This window comes from Streptomyces flaveolus, from assembly GCF_000716535.1.
Taxonomy (GTDB): domain Bacteria; phylum Actinomycetota; class Actinomycetes; order Streptomycetales; family Streptomycetaceae; genus Streptomyces; species Streptomyces flaveolus_A.
The window spans coordinates 164,339-181,883 of sequence record NZ_JNWV01000011.1; the positions used below are offsets into that span (position 1 = coordinate 164,339).

Annotated in this window: 16 protein-coding genes and 1 pseudogene; 8 read left to right on the top strand and 9 right to left on the bottom strand. The window is 73.1% G+C overall.

Annotation, left to right across the window (positions count from 1 at the left end):
* Nucleotides 1-31: 31 nt before the first annotated feature.
* Nucleotides 32-1,462 (bottom strand): PP2C family protein-serine/threonine phosphatase, encoded by a 1,431-nt coding sequence (locus OO52_RS13995; protein ID WP_030644297.1) that lies wholly within the window; start codon nucleotides 1,460-1,462, stop codon nucleotides 32-34.
* Between the two features lie 347 nt (nucleotides 1,463-1,809).
* Between OO52_RS13995 and OO52_RS14000 the strand changes: the two genes are divergently transcribed.
* Complete coding sequence (locus OO52_RS14000; protein ID WP_030644299.1) at nucleotides 1,810-2,223, top strand: SsgA family sporulation/cell division regulator; 414 nt, start codon at nucleotides 1,810-1,812, stop codon at nucleotides 2,221-2,223.
* A gap of 124 nt (nucleotides 2,224-2,347) precedes the next feature.
* Here OO52_RS14000 and OO52_RS14005 read toward each other — a convergent pair whose 3' ends face one another.
* Both OO52_RS14005 and OO52_RS14010 read right to left on the bottom strand, forming a co-directional pair.
* Nucleotides 2,348-3,373 carry a Gfo/Idh/MocA family protein gene (locus tag OO52_RS14005; RefSeq protein WP_030644301.1) on the bottom strand — a complete coding sequence of 342 codons (1,026 nt, stop codon included), beginning with the start codon at nucleotides 3,371-3,373 and terminating at the stop codon, nucleotides 2,348-2,350.
* 66 nt (nucleotides 3,374-3,439) lie between these two features.
* A complete protein-coding gene (locus OO52_RS14010; protein WP_030644304.1) occupies nucleotides 3,440-4,534 on the bottom strand; it encodes a hypothetical protein in 1,095 nt (364 codons plus the stop codon).
* Between the two features lie 166 nt (nucleotides 4,535-4,700).
* Between OO52_RS14010 and OO52_RS14015 the strand changes: the two genes are divergently transcribed.
* Together OO52_RS14015 and asnB are read left to right on the top strand one after the other, a co-directional pair.
* On the top strand, nucleotides 4,701-5,480 hold the full coding sequence (locus OO52_RS14015) for an alpha/beta fold hydrolase (RefSeq protein ID WP_030644306.1): 780 nt from the start codon (nucleotides 4,701-4,703) through the stop codon (nucleotides 5,478-5,480).
* A 287-nt stretch (nucleotides 5,481-5,767) separates the two neighbouring features.
* Complete coding sequence (gene asnB, locus OO52_RS14020) at nucleotides 5,768-7,609, top strand: asparagine synthase (glutamine-hydrolyzing) (protein WP_030644308.1); 1,842 nt, start codon at nucleotides 5,768-5,770, stop codon at nucleotides 7,607-7,609.
* Nucleotides 7,610-7,614: 5 nt separating this feature from the next.
* Here asnB and OO52_RS14025 read toward each other — a convergent pair whose 3' ends face one another.
* Together OO52_RS14025 and OO52_RS14030 are read right to left on the bottom strand one after the other, a co-directional pair.
* Entirely contained in the window at nucleotides 7,615-8,139 is a 525-nt protein-coding gene (locus OO52_RS14025; protein WP_030644310.1) for a DUF4232 domain-containing protein, read from the bottom strand.
* 182 nt (nucleotides 8,140-8,321) lie between these two features.
* Nucleotides 8,322-9,926 carry an alpha/beta hydrolase gene (locus OO52_RS14030; protein ID WP_030644312.1) on the bottom strand — a complete coding sequence of 535 codons (1,605 nt, stop codon included), beginning with the start codon at nucleotides 9,924-9,926 and terminating at the stop codon, nucleotides 8,322-8,324.
* Nucleotides 9,927-10,233: 307 nt separating this feature from the next.
* Here OO52_RS14030 and OO52_RS14035 point away from each other — a divergent pair, with 307 nt between their 5' ends.
* Nucleotides 10,234-10,911 carry a chaplin gene (locus OO52_RS14035; RefSeq protein WP_030644314.1) on the top strand — a complete coding sequence of 226 codons (678 nt, stop codon included), beginning with the start codon at nucleotides 10,234-10,236 and terminating at the stop codon, nucleotides 10,909-10,911.
* A 596-nt stretch (nucleotides 10,912-11,507) separates the two neighbouring features.
* A complete protein-coding gene (locus OO52_RS14040) occupies nucleotides 11,508-12,362 on the top strand; it encodes a GNAT family N-acetyltransferase (RefSeq protein ID WP_030644316.1) in 855 nt (284 codons plus the stop codon).
* Here OO52_RS14040 and OO52_RS52635 read toward each other — a convergent pair.
* The 3 genes and pseudogenes from OO52_RS52635 to OO52_RS14050 form a co-directional block, all read right to left on the bottom strand.
* Nucleotides 12,340-12,603, bottom strand: a pseudogene (locus OO52_RS52635) (hypothetical protein); the annotation flags it as partial. The gene OO52_RS14040 and the pseudogene OO52_RS52635 overlap by 23 nt on opposite strands.
* Nucleotides 12,573-13,019, bottom strand: coding sequence for a nucleoside deaminase (locus OO52_RS14045; RefSeq protein ID WP_106971983.1), 447 nt, complete (start codon nucleotides 13,017-13,019; stop codon nucleotides 12,573-12,575). The pseudogene OO52_RS52635 and the gene OO52_RS14045, both read right to left, overlap by 31 nt.
* Nucleotides 13,003-14,289 carry an MFS transporter gene (locus OO52_RS14050; protein ID WP_030644319.1) on the bottom strand — a complete coding sequence of 429 codons (1,287 nt, stop codon included), beginning with the start codon at nucleotides 14,287-14,289 and terminating at the stop codon, nucleotides 13,003-13,005. The genes OO52_RS14045 and OO52_RS14050 overlap by 17 nt, the downstream gene beginning before the upstream one ends.
* Before the next feature lie 59 nt (nucleotides 14,290-14,348).
* Between OO52_RS14050 and OO52_RS14055 the strand changes: the two genes are divergently transcribed.
* Together OO52_RS14055 and OO52_RS14060 are read left to right on the top strand one after the other, a co-directional pair.
* A complete protein-coding gene (locus tag OO52_RS14055; RefSeq protein ID WP_030644321.1) occupies nucleotides 14,349-14,720 on the top strand; it encodes a MerR family transcriptional regulator in 372 nt (123 codons plus the stop codon).
* A gap of 73 nt (nucleotides 14,721-14,793) precedes the next feature.
* On the top strand, nucleotides 14,794-15,570 hold the full coding sequence (locus OO52_RS14060) for a GNAT family N-acetyltransferase (RefSeq protein WP_030644323.1): 777 nt from the start codon (nucleotides 14,794-14,796) through the stop codon (nucleotides 15,568-15,570).
* Nucleotide 15,571: 1 nt separating this feature from the next.
* Here the strand turns inward: OO52_RS14060 and OO52_RS14065 are convergent, their stop codons facing one another.
* Nucleotides 15,572-15,835, bottom strand: a complete 264-nt coding sequence (locus OO52_RS14065) for a GlsB/YeaQ/YmgE family stress response membrane protein (RefSeq protein ID WP_030644325.1) — start codon at nucleotides 15,833-15,835, stop codon at nucleotides 15,572-15,574.
* A 229-nt stretch (nucleotides 15,836-16,064) separates the two neighbouring features.
* Here OO52_RS14065 and OO52_RS14070 point away from each other — a divergent pair, with 229 nt between their 5' ends.
* Nucleotides 16,065-17,513, top strand: a complete 1,449-nt coding sequence (locus OO52_RS14070) for a hypothetical protein (protein WP_030644327.1) — start codon at nucleotides 16,065-16,067, stop codon at nucleotides 17,511-17,513.
* Nucleotides 17,514-17,545: the final 32 nt, after the last annotated feature.

The following is a 17,545-nucleotide window of genomic DNA, read 5'->3' on the forward strand; positions in this document are numbered from 1 at the left end:
CCGACCCGTCGGGTCGGTCATGTGGTGACCGTCAGGTCGTGACCTTGGCGACGAGCACGCACGCGTCGTCCTCGCGCCCGGATCCACCGAACTCCTCGACGACCGTTCGCACACAGTCCTGCGCGGTGCGCGCCGCGCCGAACCGTGGGGCGAGGCCGAGAAGCCGGTCCACAGCCGCCGTCCTGCCGTGGCCCGACATCAGCCCGTCGGTGTGCAGGAGGAGCAGGTCGCCCGGGAGCAGGGTGACGACGGACTGTCCGTAGACGGCGCCCGAGGAGGCGCCGAGCAGCACGCCGTCCGGTGTGTCCAGCACGCGCCCCGTCCCGTCGCGGTACAGCAGCGGGGCGGGGTGTCCTGCCTGCGCCCAGACCAGCGTGCGGGTTTCGGGCCGGTAGCGGCAGCAGACGGCGCTGCCGAGGGCGGGCTGCACGGTGGTGTCGAGTAACTGGTTGAGCAGGGTGAGCAGTTGACCGGGCTCCGTGCCGGCCATCGCCATCCCGCGTACGGCGCCCAGCAGCGTGGCCATGCCGGAGGCGACGGCGACGCCCTGGCCGGTGAGGTCGCCGACGCTGAGCAGCGTCTGGCCGTCGGTCAGCTCCAGGGCGTCGTACCAGTCGCCGCCGAGCGGCGTGGCGGTCGCGGCCGGGAGGCGGTGGGCCGCCAGGTCCAGCGCGCCCGGCCCCTGGCGCGGGAGCCGCTGGGAGCCGCGCCATGGCGGCAGCACGGCTTCCTGCAGCTCTGCCGCGATCCGGTGCTCGGTCTGCTCCTGCCGGCGGTGTCGGTGCAGCGAGTCACGGGTCTCGCGCACCGTCCGCTGGCTGCGGCGCAGTTCGCTGACGTCGCGCAGCACGGCCCACATGGACGTCGTGCCGCCGTCGGCGCCGAGCACCGGCTCGCCCATCATGTGCACGGTCCGCACGGAGGCGTCGGGCCGTACGACACGGAACTCGCCGTCGATCGGCTTGGCGTCGACCAGGCAGTCCGTGACCATCGCGGTGAGTGTCGGCCGGTCCTCGTCCACCACCAGGCTGGGCAGCTCGTCCAGGGTGAGGGCCGGGCGGGCCGGATCGAGGCCGAGGATCTGGTACAGCTCGCCGGACCAGGTGGCCTCGTCCGTCAGCAGGTTCCACTCGGCGCTGCCGACGCGGCTGAGCAGCGAGCCGCTCGGGGCGGCGGCCGGCGCGGGCCGTGCCGCGGGCGGCGCCGCGGGCTCGGCCGGGGCGGGCTGCGGGCCGTCCCGCAGCTGGGCCAAGTGGGCGTCCAGATCGTCGAGTTGGTGCAGGGCTAGGTCGCACAGGGCGCGCTGCCAGCGTTCCTCGGGGTCCGCACCGTCGCTCCGGGTGTCCCGCCGTACGGCGTCCACGTCACCCTTGAGCCGCCGCGCCTGCGTTATCAGCGCCTCGACCGAGCCGCGCCCGGGCGGCTGGGCGGCTGGGTGGTCCGCGGAGACTGGGGACGGCATGACGCACTCCGATGCGGGACGGTACGACGGGGACGACGGGGGACCGCTACGACTGTCGCACAGCCCGCGACGCCCTGTAAGGGATTTGGCAACACACGATACGGTGGTGCTTCCGGCATATGCCAGAGTCTTCCCGGAGTGATCCGCGGGTACGAATGACGTACGCGCAGGGTTGGCCAAGCCGTAGCAACGGTACGCGAGTTGAGCCAGGCGACGGCGTCCGCGCCCAGTGTTCAAGCGTGTGTTCGACGCTTCTCTGTTCCATGGCGATGCGGAGCGGCCGGTACCTGCCGAACTCTGACCGGAATTGACGGCATGCGACAGGGTGGCGCGGACTCCTTAAGAGCATGGACATCACCGTCGAACAGCTCGCCGAGGCCCGGCTCGTCACCGCCCAGGACCAGGAGGTCCCGGTGTCCGCCACGCTCCGCTACACCGCCGACGACCCCCTCGCCGTGTTCGTGGACTTCCCGGCCGAGGCCGCGCTGCACGGCGAGGAGGTCACCTGGACCTTCGCGCGCACCCTGCTCGACGAGGGGCTGAGGGCCCCGTCCGGCCACGGGGACGTGCAGATATGGCCGTACGGCCGCACCCGGACGGTCGTGGAGTTCCACTCCCCGCACGGCATGGCCCTGCTGCTGTTCCCGGCGTCGGTGCTGCGGCGCTTCCTGGTGCGCACGTACGCGGTGGTGGCGAACGGGCACGAGGACGTGGAGAGCGTGGTGGAGCGGGGGCTGAGCGCGTTGTTCGGCGGGGTGTGAGCCGGCGCGGGAAGTGGTTGGGGCCGATCCCTCGCGATCTCCTCGGAGATCACCGACTCGCCTCGAGACGACCGACTCGGCTTCCTCGGCGGTGAAGTTCACCCCGGAGCCTGCGCCGCCTGCCTCAGCGGCTGGGCACGGCGTACAGGTCCGGGCGCGGGGCGAGGTCGACGGCCACCCGGCCTCCGGTCTCCAGCGCCCGGACCCCCGCCTCGGCGACGACGGACGCCGCGTAGCCGTCCCACACGTCCGGCCCGGTGACCTCCCCGCGCCGGGTCGCGTCGACCCACGCCTGCAGCTCACGGTCGTAGGCGTCGGCGAAGCGGACGAGATAGTCCTGCGCCACCTCTTCCCGGGCGCCGTCCCGGGTGGTGACCACCATGGTGTGCTCGTCCCCGATCCGGGCGCTGCCCGCCTCGCACACGGCCTCGCAGCGCACCTGGTAGCCGAAGCCGCTGTTCACGAAGACCTCCACGTCCACCAGGGCGCCGCGCTCGGTCTCGAACAGCACGAACTGCGGGTCGAGAAGGCCCTCGGGGGCGCCCGAGGACGGTGTGGGCCGCAGCACGGTGACCGCCGTCAGCTCCTGCCCGAGCAGCCAGCGGGCCGCGTCGATCTCGTGCGAGACGGAACTGTTGATCAGCATGGCGCTGGTGAAGCCGGCGGGGGAGGACACGTTGCGGTGCGTGCAGTGCAGCATCAGGGGCCGGCCCAGACCGCCCCCGTCCAGCAGGGCCTTCAGCCGCCGGTACTCGGGGTCGTAGCGGCGCATGAAGCCGATCTGCGCCAGTCGGCGGCCGAGCGCCGCCTCGGCCTCCACGACCCGCAGGGCACCGGCGGAGTCCGGCACCATGGGCTTCTCGCACAGCACGGGCAACCGGCGGGCGAAGGCGGCGAGCAGCGCCTCCTCGTGCGCGGGGCCGGGGGAGGCGATCAGGACGGCCGCCACACCGGGCGCGTCGAGCGCGGCCACCGGGTCCGTGTGCACGCTGACCCCGTCGAGCCCGGCCACCGCTGACGCGGCGCGCTCGGCATCAGGGTCGGCCACCGCCGCCACCCTGGCTCCGCTGACCACCTGGTCGAGCCGTCGTATGTGATCGGCCCCCATGTGCCCGGCACCCAGTACCGCCACACCCAGCAGGTCACCCATGTGTGCGCTCCCTTACGCCGACGATCACGCCGTAGCGTACGCCGACGCAAGGGCGGGCCCTCAGGGTCAGTACCGCAGCACTCCCGCGATGCCGTGGGCGTCGTCCAGCGTGCCGTCGGGCACGAAGCGCACCTCGGCGCCCGTCTCCAGACACTGCTCGACGATCTCGTCCACGATGTCGTCGCGGGCGTCCAGGTCGCCGGGTTCGGCCGGCACCAGATGCTCGCCGAGATCGCGGACGGTGGCCCGGAAGTTCTCCTCCACGGCCAGCAGCCGGACCCGGCCCTCGCGGGCGCTCTGCCACAGCTCGTCCAGCCCGGCCGCGTACGTCCGGTGGCCGCGCGCCGAGGTCAGCTCCCCGACGACGGCCGTGGCGTCCTTGCGGGACTCCTCCGTCAGCACCGGGCGCAGTGCCTGCCGGACCGCGTCGGGGCCGGCGTGCCCGAGGCCGCCGTGCGGGACGTGGACGGCGGACTTGGCGACGCTGCCGACCTCGTCCAGCAGGGACAGCGCCGCCTGCTCGCCCATGACGTAGAGCGGCCGGGGCTGCTCGCGCAGGACCGTGCTCATGGCGGTGTCCGCCTCGCGCAGGAACTGCCGGGTGCCCTCGTCGCGGAAGGTGCTCGGCAGATCGCCGATCTGCATCTGACGCTCGGCGTCGAAGTTCTCCCGTCTGCGCTCCAGCGGGAAGCCGCCCAGGTGGTCCTCGACGACCCGGTCCGGGCCGCCGCTCCACAGGGTGACGCGGTCCGCGGAGACGGACAGCACCCAGTAGGGCCGCTCGGCCGTGTGCGCGGCGACCAGGTTGCGGGTGAGGAAGGTGTCGGACAGCACCACCCTCTCGGGGACGGGCCGGGCCAGGGACCAGACCTGGTGCTCACCCGGCGCGGCGAAGATCACCAGGCCGTCCTCGGCGTGCGTCAGATCGACCTCCGCGAGGGCCCGGTCGAGCTGTGCCTCGACGTCGGCGCGCCGCTCGCGGGTGACGGCGGGGTCGGACTCCAGGCGCCTGCGCGCCTCGGTCAGCGCGTTGCGCAGCCGGACCGGATCCTGGCCGCTTCCGCGCTCCCGGCGGTGCGTCGGGGTCAGCACGGAGACTGCCGGATAGGGGCGCGGGCGCCGCAGTTCGGCGAGGGTCGCGGGACTCAGTGCGTGCTCCATGACACGACGATAGGGCGGATTCACCTTTACGGCATTCGGGGTAATCCGGGCCTCGCCACCTTCGCCGACCACCGCCCGGAATCCCGGCTGACGGCGGTGACGTGGGCGCCGCCGCCGGTTACCGTACTCGTCGGTAACCGGACCGTGCCGCACCCAGGAGGCCCTCATGCCGCAGCTCGACGTCGACGGGGCGAGGCTGACGTACGACGACGAGGGACCGCGCGACGCGGTCGAGGTGCCCGTGGTGTTCGTGCACGGCTGGACCGCGAACCGGCACCGCTGGGACCACCAGATGGCGCACTTCTCCGCACGGCGCCGGGCGATCCGGCTGGACCTGCGCGGACACGGTGAGAGCACGGGCACCGGGGCGCGGACCATCGCCGAGCCGGCGCGGGACGTCGTCGCACTCCTCGATCACCTCGGCGTGGAGCGGTGTGCGCTGGTCGGCCACTCGATGGGCGGGATGATCGCGCAGACCGTCGCCCTCGCGCACCCCGCGCGGCTGGAGCGGATGGTGCTGGTCAACTCCATCGGCCGGATGGCCTACAGCCGCGGCCGGGGCCTGTTGCTGGCGGCCTCCACCCTGGTGCCGTTCCGGCTGTTCGTGGCCGCCAACATCCGACGCGCTTTCGCGCCCGGCCATCCGCGCGAGGAGGTCCGGGCGCACATCCGCGCCTCCGCCGCCACACCGCGCGAGGTCGTCATGACCCTCTATGGCGCGATGCGGGCCTTCGACGTCCTGGACCGGGCCGGGGAGATCGCCGTACCGACCCTGATGGTGCACGGCTACCACGACGTCCAGCTGCCGGTGCGGCAGATGCTCCGGCTGGCCAAGGCCTACCCCGACGCGGTCGTCCGCGTCCTGGACGCCGGCCACGAACTGCCGGTGGAGAAGCCGGCCGAACTGACCGGGGCGCTGGACTCGTTTCTGACCGCGAAGCCGTAGCGACGGCCTACCGCTCCGGCCGCTTGAGGAAGTTTTTGCCCGTGGCCGGTTCATTTCGCCCGATGCCCGGTGGCGGGCCTGTCCGTGGATTTTGCTGGGGCAAAACGCGGCTGAAATCATGGGGCAGTCGCCCGTGCCGTGTTACAGCCCAGTTGACTCGGGCGACCATCCGACGGACGCTCGTCATATAGGTGCTCGATACAACTGGTTCGCCCGGCCGGTCCTCCGCGACCGCGAAAGCGCAGGTGAACGCGTGCTGAGGCGCAGCCGGAGGCAGGAGGTAGCGCATGTGCGGCATCACCGGATGGGTCTCCTTCGACCGTGACCTGGCGACCGAGGCCACCACATTGCATGCGATGACCGAGACGATGGCCTGCCGGGGCCCGGACGACCGCGGCACCTGGTCCGAGGGCCCCGCCGCCCTGGGACACCGCCGGCTCGCCATCATCGACCTCCCCGGCGGCCGTCAGCCGATGTCCCTGCGGACCCCCGAGGGCACCGTCGCCCTCGTCTACTCCGGGGAGACCTACAACTTCACCGAACTGCGCCGGGAACTCACGGACCGCGGCCACCGGTTCACCACCGACTCCGACACCGAGGTCGTGCTGCACGGCTACCTGGAGTGGGGCGACGCCGTCGCCGAACGGCTCAACGGCATGTACGCGTTCGCCGTGTGGGACGGCCGCCACGACAAGCTGGTGATGATCCGCGACCGCATGGGCATCAAGCCGTTCTACTACCAGCCCACCGACGACGGCGTCCTCTTCGGCTCGGAACCCAAGGCCATCCTCGCCAACCCGCTGATCCGGCCCCGCGTCACGCTGGACGGCCTGCGCGAGCTGTTCGTCATGATCAAGACGCCGGGCCACGCCTTCTGGGACGGCATGCGCGAGGTGGAGCCCGGCACGGTCGTCACCGTCGACCGCTCCGGCCTGTCCACCCGCGTGTACTGGCGCCTGGAGACCCGCCCGCACACCGACGACCGCGGCACCACCATCGCCACCGTGCGCTCGCTCCTCGACGACATCGTGCGCCGCCAGCTCGTCGCCGACGTGCCGCGCTGCACCCTGCTCTCCGGCGGACTCGACTCCTCGGCCATGACCGCCCTGGCCGCCCGGCAACTCGCCGCGCAGGGCGAGAAGGTGCGCAGCTTCGCCGTCGACTTCGTCGGCCAGACCGACAACTTCGTCGCCGACGAACTGCGCGGCACCCCCGACACGCCCTTCGTGCACGACGTGGCCCGGCTCGCCGGCACCGACCACCAGGACATCGTGCTCGGCGCCGACGCCCTCGCCGACCCCGCCGTCCGCGCCCAGGTCATCCGGGCCCGCGACCTGCCGTCGGGTCTCGGCGACATGGACAGTTCGCTGCTGCTGCTCTTCCGCGCCATCCGGGAGAAGTCCACGGTGGCCCTGTCCGGCGAGTCCGCCGACGAGGTCTTCGGCGGCTACCTCCAGTTCTTCGATGAGGAGGCGCGCCGCGCCGACACCTTCCCGTGGCTGACGACCATGGGCCGCCACTTCGGCGAGGACGCCGGCGTGGTGCGCGCCGACCTCGCCAAGTCCCTGGACCTGGAGAGCTACGTCGCCGACGGCTACCGCACCGCCGTCGCCGGCATCGACCGGCTGGACGGCGAGAGCGACTTCGAGTACCGGATGCGGCAGATCAGCCACCTGCACCTGACCCGCTTCGTGCGCATGCTGCTCGACCGCAAGGACCGCATGAGCATGGCCGTCGGACTGGAGGTCCGGGTGCCGTTCTGCGACCACCGCCTGGTCGAGTACGTCTACAACGCGCCCTGGGCCCTGAAGTCCTTCGACGGCCGGGAGAAGAGCCTGCTCCGGGAGGCGGCGGCGGACGTCCTGCCGCGCTCGGTGTACGAGCGCGTCAAGAGCCCGTACCCGTCCACGCAGGACCCCCGGTACGCCCGCGCCCTCCAGGAGCAGGCCAAGGAACTGCTCGCCCGGCCCTCCCACCCCGTCTTCGACCTCGTCGACCGGGACCGGGTCCGGCAGGCCGCCGAACGCGAAGAGCCGGTCAGCACCCAGGCGGCCCGGCGCGGCCTGGAACGCACCCTGGACCTCGCGGAGTGGCTGGACCTCTACTCGCCCGAGGTGGTGCTCGACTGAACTGATCAGCCGAGCCCGATGGCGCGGTCAGCGGCCGCCGCCGACCGCTGCCACCACGTGGTCACCGGCTCCCACACCAGCACCTGGCGCCCGGTGCCGAGCCGCCCCGCGGTGAAGGAGCGGCCCCAGTGCGCGGCCGACGCCGCCACCCCGACCCCCACCACCCGGCGGGCCTCCGGGTCCGCCGGGTCGGCGATGGTCCGCACGTCGGCGTAGGCCGTGCCGCCCGCCGCGAGCCGGTAGGTGCCCGTGCCGCCCTCCGGCACGGGCAACGCGATCCCGTCCAGGTCCCCGAAGGTCACCGTGGGCACGCGGTCGACGGCACACGCGCGCGGCCCGTGGTTGGTGACGCTGGTGCGCAGCACGGTCGGGTGGCCGGCCACGGCCTTCGCCCGGATCGTCAGCGCCTTCTCGGTACAGCGGGCGGGCAGGTCCTGGCCGGTGGCGGCCTGGCTCTGCGGAGCGGTCAGCAGCAGGGCCGCCACGGCGGCCGAGGCGGCGGGTACGGCGGTGACGGCGCGCATGCGCATGACGGGCTCCCTGTCGCGGTCACGTACGGGATACGGCGGGATACGGCGGCCTGGGCGCGCCTTGTCGAGTGGGACGGCCGACGCGGCCGGGAGGTTGCCCCGGTGCACGGCATTCACCCGGATGCGCCACGTTCGACACCGGCCGGCGCGGAGGGAGACCGGCGGCCGGAGGCGTGCGGCCCTCAGCCGGTGCTGTCCGAGGTGACATTCTGGCGGGTCGCGTCGGCCGGGCAGGAGCTGCCGCTCGCGGGCAGCGAGCCGTACAGCAGGAAGTCATTGACCTTGCGGTGCACACACATGGAGGACGAGTACCCGGTGTGGCCCTCGCCCTTGTTGTCGAGCACCACCGCCGACGGGCCGAGCCGGTGTGCCGTCTCCACGGTCCACCGGTACGGCGTCGCCGGATCACCGCGCGTGCCGACGAGCAGCATCTTCGCGGAGCGCACGTTCTTCACCCGGTCGCGGATGAAGTCGGTGCCCTTGGGCCGGCCGTAGCACAGCAGCAGCTGGGTGAGCCGGTAGCGGCCGAAGACCGGCGAGGCCTGGTCGTAGGCGGCCCGCAGGTCCTTCAGGTCCTTGGTGAGCCGTGCGGCGGTGGGCCGGTCGGGGTCGTCCGCGCAGTTGATCGCCATCAGCGCGGCCGGCAGGTTGTCCGCCGGGACGTCCTGGGCGTCGACCAGCCCGCCGTCCGTCCGGGGCCGCTCACGGGGCAGGCCGATGCCGCCCGTGGCGAAGGCCATGACGCGCCGGGTGTCGCCGTCCTCGATCAGCGAGGCCAGCGCCCGCTCCAGCGAGGGCCACAGCTCCCTGCTGTACAGAGCCTGCCCGATGGCGCCCACCAGGTCCTGGCCGGAGAACGAGCCGCCGAAGTCCGTGGGCACCGGGTTCTCGTCGAGCGAGCGCACCAGCCGGATCACCTTGGCCCCGGCCGCGCGCCGGTCCTGCCCGAACGGACAGCCGAGGTCCGTCGCACACCAGTCCAGGAAGTCGTCCAGAGCCGTCTGCTGCCCCTCGGCCCCCGCCACCCCCTGCTCGGCCAGCGACTCGGTCAGCGTGTCCACGCCGTCCAGGACGATCCGGCCGACCTTGCCGGGGAACTGCGCCGCGTACACCGCGCCGAGCCGGCTGCCGTAGGAGAAGCCGAGGTAGTTGAGGTGGTCGTCGCCGAGCGCCTGGCGAATGACGTCCAGGTCGCGGGAGGCGTTCACGGTGCCGATGTGCGGCAGCACCGGGCCGGAGAACCGGGCGCACTGGTCGGCGGCCTGCCGCAACCGCTCGAGCAGCGTCCGCGGATGACGGATGTCGGCGTCCTTCTCCGTCACGGCCGAGGCCACGTCGCTGCCCTCGCCGCAGCTGACGGGGGAGGACCGGCCGACCCCGCGCGGGTCGAAGGTGACCAGGTCGTAGCCCTTGGTCAGGTCCATGAACTGCTTGCCCTCGGCGGCCAGCGCGGGGATGCCGGCGCCGCCCGGGCCGCCGAAGTTCAGCAGCACCGAGCCCTGGGACGCCCCGCTGGCGCGGTAGCGGGCCAGTGCCACGTCGAGCGTCCCGGCGCGTGGCCGCGCGTAGTCGAGCGGGACGGTGACCTTCGCGCACTGCAGGTCCTTCGGCATGTCCCTGCCCCGACAGGCGGCCCAGGTCAGCTTCTGCCGGTAGAACCGGGACAGGTCGGGCTGCGGCTGGTCGGCGGCAGCCGCGGGCAGCCCGGCTCCGAGCAGCGCGAGAGCGAGGGCCGAGGCACCCGCGCAGCGCCGGACGGCGGGCCGTGTGGACAGCTTGGCCAGCATCGTTCGCCTCCCGGGGCGCCCGCCGCGGACCGGGACGGCGCCCTCGGAACAGGTTAAGCGGGCCCCGGACGGCCCGCCTCCGGGCGAGCGGAGCGGCTCCCTCCGGGGTAGCCTGCGCGGCCTTCATGCCCCGTTGGTGATCTTTCAGCGGCTTTACATGCAGTTCGATAACCGTGCCGCTCGATGGGGTGAAAGACCGATTAGCCATAACTCCGATTGGTTCGACTCCGTTTTAGGTGGTGCGGGTGAGTGCTCGCGATGATGTCTGGAAGGCAGGGAACCTATGAGACGGGCTACCCGAAACGGTGTGATCGCCGTCGCCGCCGCGTCCGGCGCGATGGCCGTGGCGCTGCCGGTGTCCACCGCCTTCGCGGCGGGCGGGGCCGACGCCCACGGTTCGGCGGCCGGCTCGCCCGGGCTGGTCTCCGGCAACGGCATCCAGCTGCCGGTGCATGTGCCGGTGAACGTCTGCGGCAACACGGTGGACGTCGTGGGGCTGCTCAACCCGGCCGCGGGCAACGCGTGCGCGAACACCGGCGGCGGGAAGAGCGGCGGTACGGGGAAGAACAGCGGCACGGGGAAGGACGGGGCGTCGGCCGCGTCCGGCGGGGCCTCCGCCCGCGGCGGTGCCGAGGACTCGCCCGGAGTGCTCTCGGGCAACGGCATCCAGCTCCCCGTCGACCTGCCGGTCAACGTCAGCGGGAACAGCGTCGACGTCGTCGGCATCGGCAACCCGGCCCACGGCAACCAGTCGGTCAACGGCCCCGGCGACGAGCCGACCCGGCCCCCGCGGACCCCGGTTCCGACGTCCCGGGCCCCGAAGCCGCCGGCCCCCGTCCGGTCGCACCCCGCCCCGCACCCGGCGACCTCCACGCTGGCCCACACGGGAGCGGACGTGACGGCCCCGGCCGTCGCCGGCAGCGCCGCGCTCCTCCTCACCGGCGCGGTCCTGTACCGCCGCTTCCGCCCGGGCCGCCCGCACTGACGCGCCCCCCACACGGCCCCACCGGACCCCGGCCCGGCGGGGCCGTGCCCTCCGGGGGTGGCACAGAACGGTCCCGGTCCGGCGCACACGCCGGCAAGCGCCGCATGCGGGGGCGGAGGCGGAGACGGTCGGCAAGGCGGAACCGTACCCATCGGTCCCCGGTTCCGTGCGAGCGGCTGCGTCGAGCGCCGGCCCGGTGGGAACGTGTCCTCCGCGCGGTGGGGTGGAGCGGTGGCCGCTCGGGCAGGGGAGGGCCGGCTGCATGGCGACCGAGACCCGGTCATGACGTGTGCGCAGCGCCCGATGCCGCACGCCCCGCAGAGCGGCCGACGGCATGGCGACCCCGATCCGGCCGATCCCCGCGTCCCCCACGCCCCGCTTTTTCGAGAAGGTGGCCGACCTCGGCTCCTTCCGAGGAGGTGGCCGACCTCCCGATACCCCAGCATCCCCCAACTCCCTTGCCGCGCGCGCGGAGTCCGGCCGCAACGGCCGATCTCCCCGTGGCGCGGCCCCCGTTGATCCGGAAGGATGCTGTGGGCGGGCCGGCGGACGGCCGTGCCGTGTGGCAGCCCCCTCGACGGAAACGGAGCGCATCGATGACCTCGGCGACCCCCCACGACCTCGTCGTCACCCAGGCCACCCTCGACGACTGGCCGGTGATCAGCGGGTGGGCGGCCGCGGAGGGCTGGAATCCCGGGCTGTCCGACGGGCCCGCGTTCTTCGCGCAGGACCCTGAAGGGTTCTTCCTCGGCCGGATCGACGGGGAGCCGGTGTCGGCCATCTCCGTCGTCAACCACGGCCCCGACTACGCCTTCCTCGGCTGCTACCTGGTCCGCCCCGACCTGCGCGGCCGGGGGCACGGGCTCACCACGTGGAAGACCGCGCTGGCGCACGCCGGGAACCGGACCGTCGGCCTGGACGGAGTCGTCGCCCAGCAGGACAACTACCGCCAGTCCGGCTTCCACCCCGCCTACCGCACCATCCGCTTCACCGGCACCGCCCCCGAGAGCGGCACGCCCGCCGGCGTCCGCCCGGTCGGACCCGCCGACCTGGCCGCGCTCACCGCCTACGACAGCGCCTGCCACCCCGCCGACCGCCCACGCTTCCTCGCCGAGTGGCTCGGCACGCCCGGCCACCGTGCCGTCGTCCGTGAGGACGGCGGTCGCCCGACCGGCTACGGCGTGCTCCGTCCCGGCCACGACACCTTGCGGATCGGTCCCCTCTTCGCGGACACCGCCGACGACGCCCGGGCCCTGTTCGCCGCCCTCACCGCCGAGGCGGCCGGCAGCGAGGTGGCGATCGACGTCCCCGAGCCGAACGCGGCCGGCGTCGCCCTCGCCGAAGAGGCCGGCCTGCGCCCCTCGTTCGAGACCGCCCGCATGTACACGGGTCCGGTGCGCGCGTACGCCCGGGAGCGGGTGTTCGGCGTCACCACGCTCGAACTCGGCTGACGTCAGGCGGGACGGGCGCGCCCGGCGTGGTAGCGGCGGTGCAAATCCCGTACCTCGTCCACCCGTCCAACTCGGCAAGCATGCCGGAGAGCTGGACGGAGGAGACGATGTACACGACCCGGCCGAGCCCCACCCAGGCGTGCGCCGCCGCGCACATCGGGCAGTGCTCCCCGGAGGTGTAGACGGCCGCCTCCGCCCGTTCCCCGGGCGTCAGGTGCCCCGTCGACCAGCGGGCCGGCTCAACTCAGGCGGGACGGGCGTGCCCTGCGTGGTAGCGGCGGTGCAAATCCCGTACCTCGTCGGCACGCCCAACTCGGCGAGTATGCCGGAGAGCTGGACGGAGGAGACGATGTACACGATCCGGCCGAGCCCCACCCAGGCGTGCGCCGCCGCGCACATCGGGCAGTGCTCCCCGGAGGTGTAGACGGTCGCCTCCGCCCGTTCCCCGGGCGTCAGGTGCGCGGCCGACCAGCGGGCCAGCTCGAACTCGGGATGCCGGGTACGGTCCCCGTCCGCCACCCGGTTGCGGTCCTCCGCCAGCACGGTCCCGTCTCCGGCCACGAGCACCGACCCGAAGGGCTCGTCACCGGCGTCCAGCGCCTCGGTCGCCAGCTCCACACAGCGGCGCAGATAGCGCAGCTCACTGTCCCGTACCATCGGCCCACCTCCTCACGGCATGATCTCCGGCGGGGCAGGTTACGGCCACCGCGGCCGATCCGGCCAGCGCGTCCGTCCGAGCGGCGACGGCCGGTCGCCGGGCCGGGAAGGCGTGCCGGCGCCCGCCCGCGACCGTCGCGAGAGCCAGCAGGACCGGCGGCAGCGCGGTCCAGGGCAGCGCCCCGGCGCCCGCCGCGTCCAGCGCCAAGCCACCGGTGAGCGAACCGGCGGCGATGCCCGCGTTGTACACCGTGGTCTGCAACGAGGTCGCCACATCGGCGTCCGTCGGCCCCGACGCGTCGACCAGCGCGGTCTGGATCAAGGTGGGCGCCCCGCCGAAGGCCACACCCCACACCGCCACCGCGCCGACCAGCAGCCCGGGCACCCGGGCCCCCGCGCCCAGCACCAGCAGCACGGCCGCGACGAGAGCGAGCGCCGTGAGCAGGACGGGCCGTGGCCTGCTGTCGACCTGCACACCGGTGAGCCAGATGCCGGCCACCGTGGCGGACCCGAACACCGCGAGCAGCACGCCCGTACGGCCGTACCCCGCATGCGCGGCGAACGGGGCGACGTACGTGTACATCACCTGGTGCCCCAGCAGCAGGCACAGCGTCACGGACAGCACCGGGCGGATGCCGGGACGTAGGGCGACCCGGACCAGGGGCACGCGCGCGTGCGGCGGCTCGCCCGGGAAGCCGGGCACCCGCAGCCGTACCCAGCCCACGAGCAGTGCGGCGAGCACGGCGAGCGCCGCGAACGCGGCACGCCAGCCCACCGCTGCGGCCAGCGCGGTACCGGCGGGCACGCCCAGCGCCAGGGCCAGCGTGATCCCGGCCAGCACCACCGCGATGGCCCGGCCCCGCCGCTCGGCCGGCACCATCCGGGCCGCGTACCCGGCGAGCATCGCCCACAGCGTGCCGCCCATCGCCCCGGCCAGCAGCCGGGCCGCGACGGTGAGCGGGTACGACGACGACAGGGCGACCAGCGCGTCGCTGACGGCGAACCCCAGCAGCGTGCCGCACAGCACCGGCCGCCGGGGGAGCCCCCGCAGGGCCGCGGTCACCGGGATCGCGGCCACGAACGAGGTGGCGGCGTACGCGGTGACGAGGAAACCGATCCGGGACTCGGCCACCCCGAGCGGGGGCGCCATCGCGGGCAGCAGGCCCGCCGGGAGGAGCTCGGTCAGTACGGCGGTGAACGCGGCGCAGGACAGGGCGAGCAGCCCCGACCACGGCAGGCGACCGCCCCCGACCTGGGAGGACAGGGTCATGCGACCATGGTGGAAGCCTCACATCAGTGTGAAGGTCAAGCGTGGGTCCGGAGGCCGGAATGCGGATCGGTGAGCTGTCCCGCCGTACGGGCGTCCCCGCCCGGCTGCTGCGGTACTACGAGGAACAGCACCTGCTCCACCCGGAACGCACCGGCAACGGCTACCGCAGCTATCCGGAGTCAGCGGTCGCGCGGGTCGGGCAGATCCGCGGCCTGCTGGACTCCGGCCTGACCACCGAGATGATCCGCGCGATCCTGCCGTACCTCTGCGGTCCGGGGCATCTCGTGCCGGCTCCCGGGGACGTGCCTGCGGAGACGGCCGCCCTGCTCCAGGGGCACATCGACCGCATCCAGGCCCGCATCGACTGCCTGGCCCGCAACCGCGACCGTCTCACCGCCTACCTGGCGGCGGTACGGCAGGACGGCCGCTGACGGCCTGTCACCTCGTGCGGGCCTGCCTGTTAAATCCTTTGTGCCTGCCCGGTCGTCGTGCTGAAGTGAGGCCATGGATCACGCTGCTGTGCTCGCTGTGTACGACCGGGATCTGCGCGAGGGTGCCCGGCCCGACGGACCCGAGGTCCGGATCGAGCGGGTCGGCGGGGTGGTGCGTCAGGTCGCGGACGCGCACGGCTGGAACGGCGTGCTCTGGTCCGGTCTGGACGCGGCGGACGCGGACCGGGCGGTCCGCGACCAGATCGCCTACTTCGGCGGCCTGGGCCTGGACTTCGAATGGAAGCTCTACGCCCATGACGAGCCGGCCGATCTCGGCGACCGGCTGCTCGCCGCCGGATTCCGGGCCGAGCCCGCGGAGACGCTGATGGTGGCCGAGGTGGCCGGGCTCCCGCTGGACACCGCGCCGCCGGCCGGTGTCCGCTTCGTCGAGGCCGCCGATCCGGCCGGCGTCGACCTCGTCGTGGACGTGCACGAAAGGGTCTTCGGGACCGACGGCAGCGGGCTGCGGCACCAGTTGCTCGCCCGTCTGGCCGCCGACCCCGGCACGGTCGTCGCCGTGGCCGCCCTCGCCGGCGGCGAACCCGTGGCCGCCGCCCGCATGGAGCTGGCGCCCGGCACCCGGTTCGCCGGGCTGTGGGGCGGCGGCACGGTCGCGGCCTGGCGGGGCCGGGGCATCTACCGCGCCCTGATCGCCCACCGCGCCCGTGTCGCCGCCGCCCAGGGCTACCGCTACGTCCACGTCGACGCCTCGTCCATGAGCCGCCCGATCCTGGCCCGTCTCGGCTTCCACGCGCTGAGCACCACGACGCCCTACGTGTACGAGAACTGACTCAGCGCCGGGCCCGGCTCCGGTCCAGCGCGGCCACTCCGACGGCCGCCAGGGCTATCTGGATGAGCCACTCGATCCAGTCGGGCCCGTTCGTGTCGGCGACCCCCAGCCCGGCGGCGATCGCCGAGCCCAGCAGCGCGGCCACGATGCCGACGACGATGGTCCACAGGACCCCGATGTGCTGTCGTCCAGGGACGACCAGCCGGCCCAGTACGCCGATGACGAGGCCGATGATGACGGCGCTGATGATGCCTGAGATCTCCATGGCCGACCCTCCTTGACGGTCTTGTTCTTGATCCCCGCTGAAGTGGCATGTGCCCGCTGTAAGCGGAGCCACTCCGCTCCGGTTGCCCCCGGAAGCCTCTGTTCACCGCCCCTTCATGCCATGTACCTTTCAACCGTTCGACGCGTGTAGAACCCTCAAGCGGGCTCTACGCGCGCAGACTTGGCGCCCGCACCGCCCTCTTCCCCACCCCTTCATGGAGGTTCGACGGATGCCCGGATCCGGGAGATCCCGCCGCAGATTCACCACTGCCCTGGCCGGCCTGGGCCTGTTGGCCACCGGAGCCGCCCTCCAGGTCGGCACCGGCACCCCCGCCCACGCGGCGACCACGCACCGCGTCCTGTTCGACAACGCCCACGCCGAGACGGCCGGCAACGCCGACTGGATCATCTCCACCAGCCAGCCCGACCCGCTGGGCCAGGACTCCACCCCGTCCGCCGAGACGGACTGGACCGGCGCCCTGTCCTCCTGGGGCGTGGCCCTGCAGAAGACCGGCGAGTACAGCCTGAAGACACTGCCGTCGGGCTCCAGCCTCGGCTACGGCGGCACGTCCGCGACCGACCTGTCGAACTTCGACACGCTGGTCCTGCCGGAACCCAACACGCTGTTCACCAGCGCCGAGAAGACGGCGATCATGAACTTCGTGAAGAACGGCGGCGGGCTGTTCATGATCTCCGACCACACCGGCGCCGACCGCAACAACGACGGCTACGACGCGGTCGAGATCTTCAACGACCTGATGACGAACAACAGCGTCGACTCCACCGACCCGTTCGGCTTCTCCGTCGACTCGCTGAGCATCAGCTCCGACCACCCGTCCGCGATCAGCGACAGCAGCGACCCGGTGCTCCACGGCTCCTTCGGCACGGTCACCAAGAGCCTGATCGCCAGCGGTACGACCGCCACCCTCAAGCCGGCCGACAACGCCGCCGTCAAGGGCCTGCTCTACCGCACCGGTTACTCCGGCAACACCGGCGCCTTCTTCGCCACCAGCACCTTCGGCAGCGGCCGGGTCGCCTTCTGGGGCGACAGCTCACCCATCGACGACGGCACCGGCCAGTCCGGCAACACCCTGTACGACGGCTGGAACGACTCCAGCGCCACCGACGCGGCCCTCGCCCTCAACGCCACCGAGTGGCTGTCCGGCGCGAGCGGCGGCAGCGGCGGCGGGGGCGGTGGCGGCACCTGCACGGCCGCCCAGCTCCTGGCCAACCCCGGCTTCGAGTCCGGGGCCACCTCCTGGACCGCCTCCAGCGGTGTGATCACCAACGACACCGGCGAGGCCGCCCGCACCGGCTCTTACAAGGCCTGGCTGAACGGCTACGGCTCGGCCCACACCGACACCCTCGCGCAGTCGGTGACCATCCCCGCCGGCTGCACGAGCGCCACCCTCAGCTTCTACCTCCACGTCGACACCGCCGAGACGACCACCTCGACGGCCTACGACACCCTCAAGGCGCAGGTACTGGGCAGCGGCGGAACGGTGCTGTCCACCCTCGCGACCTACTCGAACCTGAACGCGGCGAGCGGCTACACCCAGCGCAGCTTCAACCTCGCGAGCTACGCGGGGCAGACGGTGACGATCAAGTTCACCGGCACCGAGGGCTCCACCCTCCAGACCTCGTTCGTCCTCGACGACACCGCGCTCACCGTGAGCTGAGCCGGGACAGGGGGTGGGCCGCCAGGGTCCAC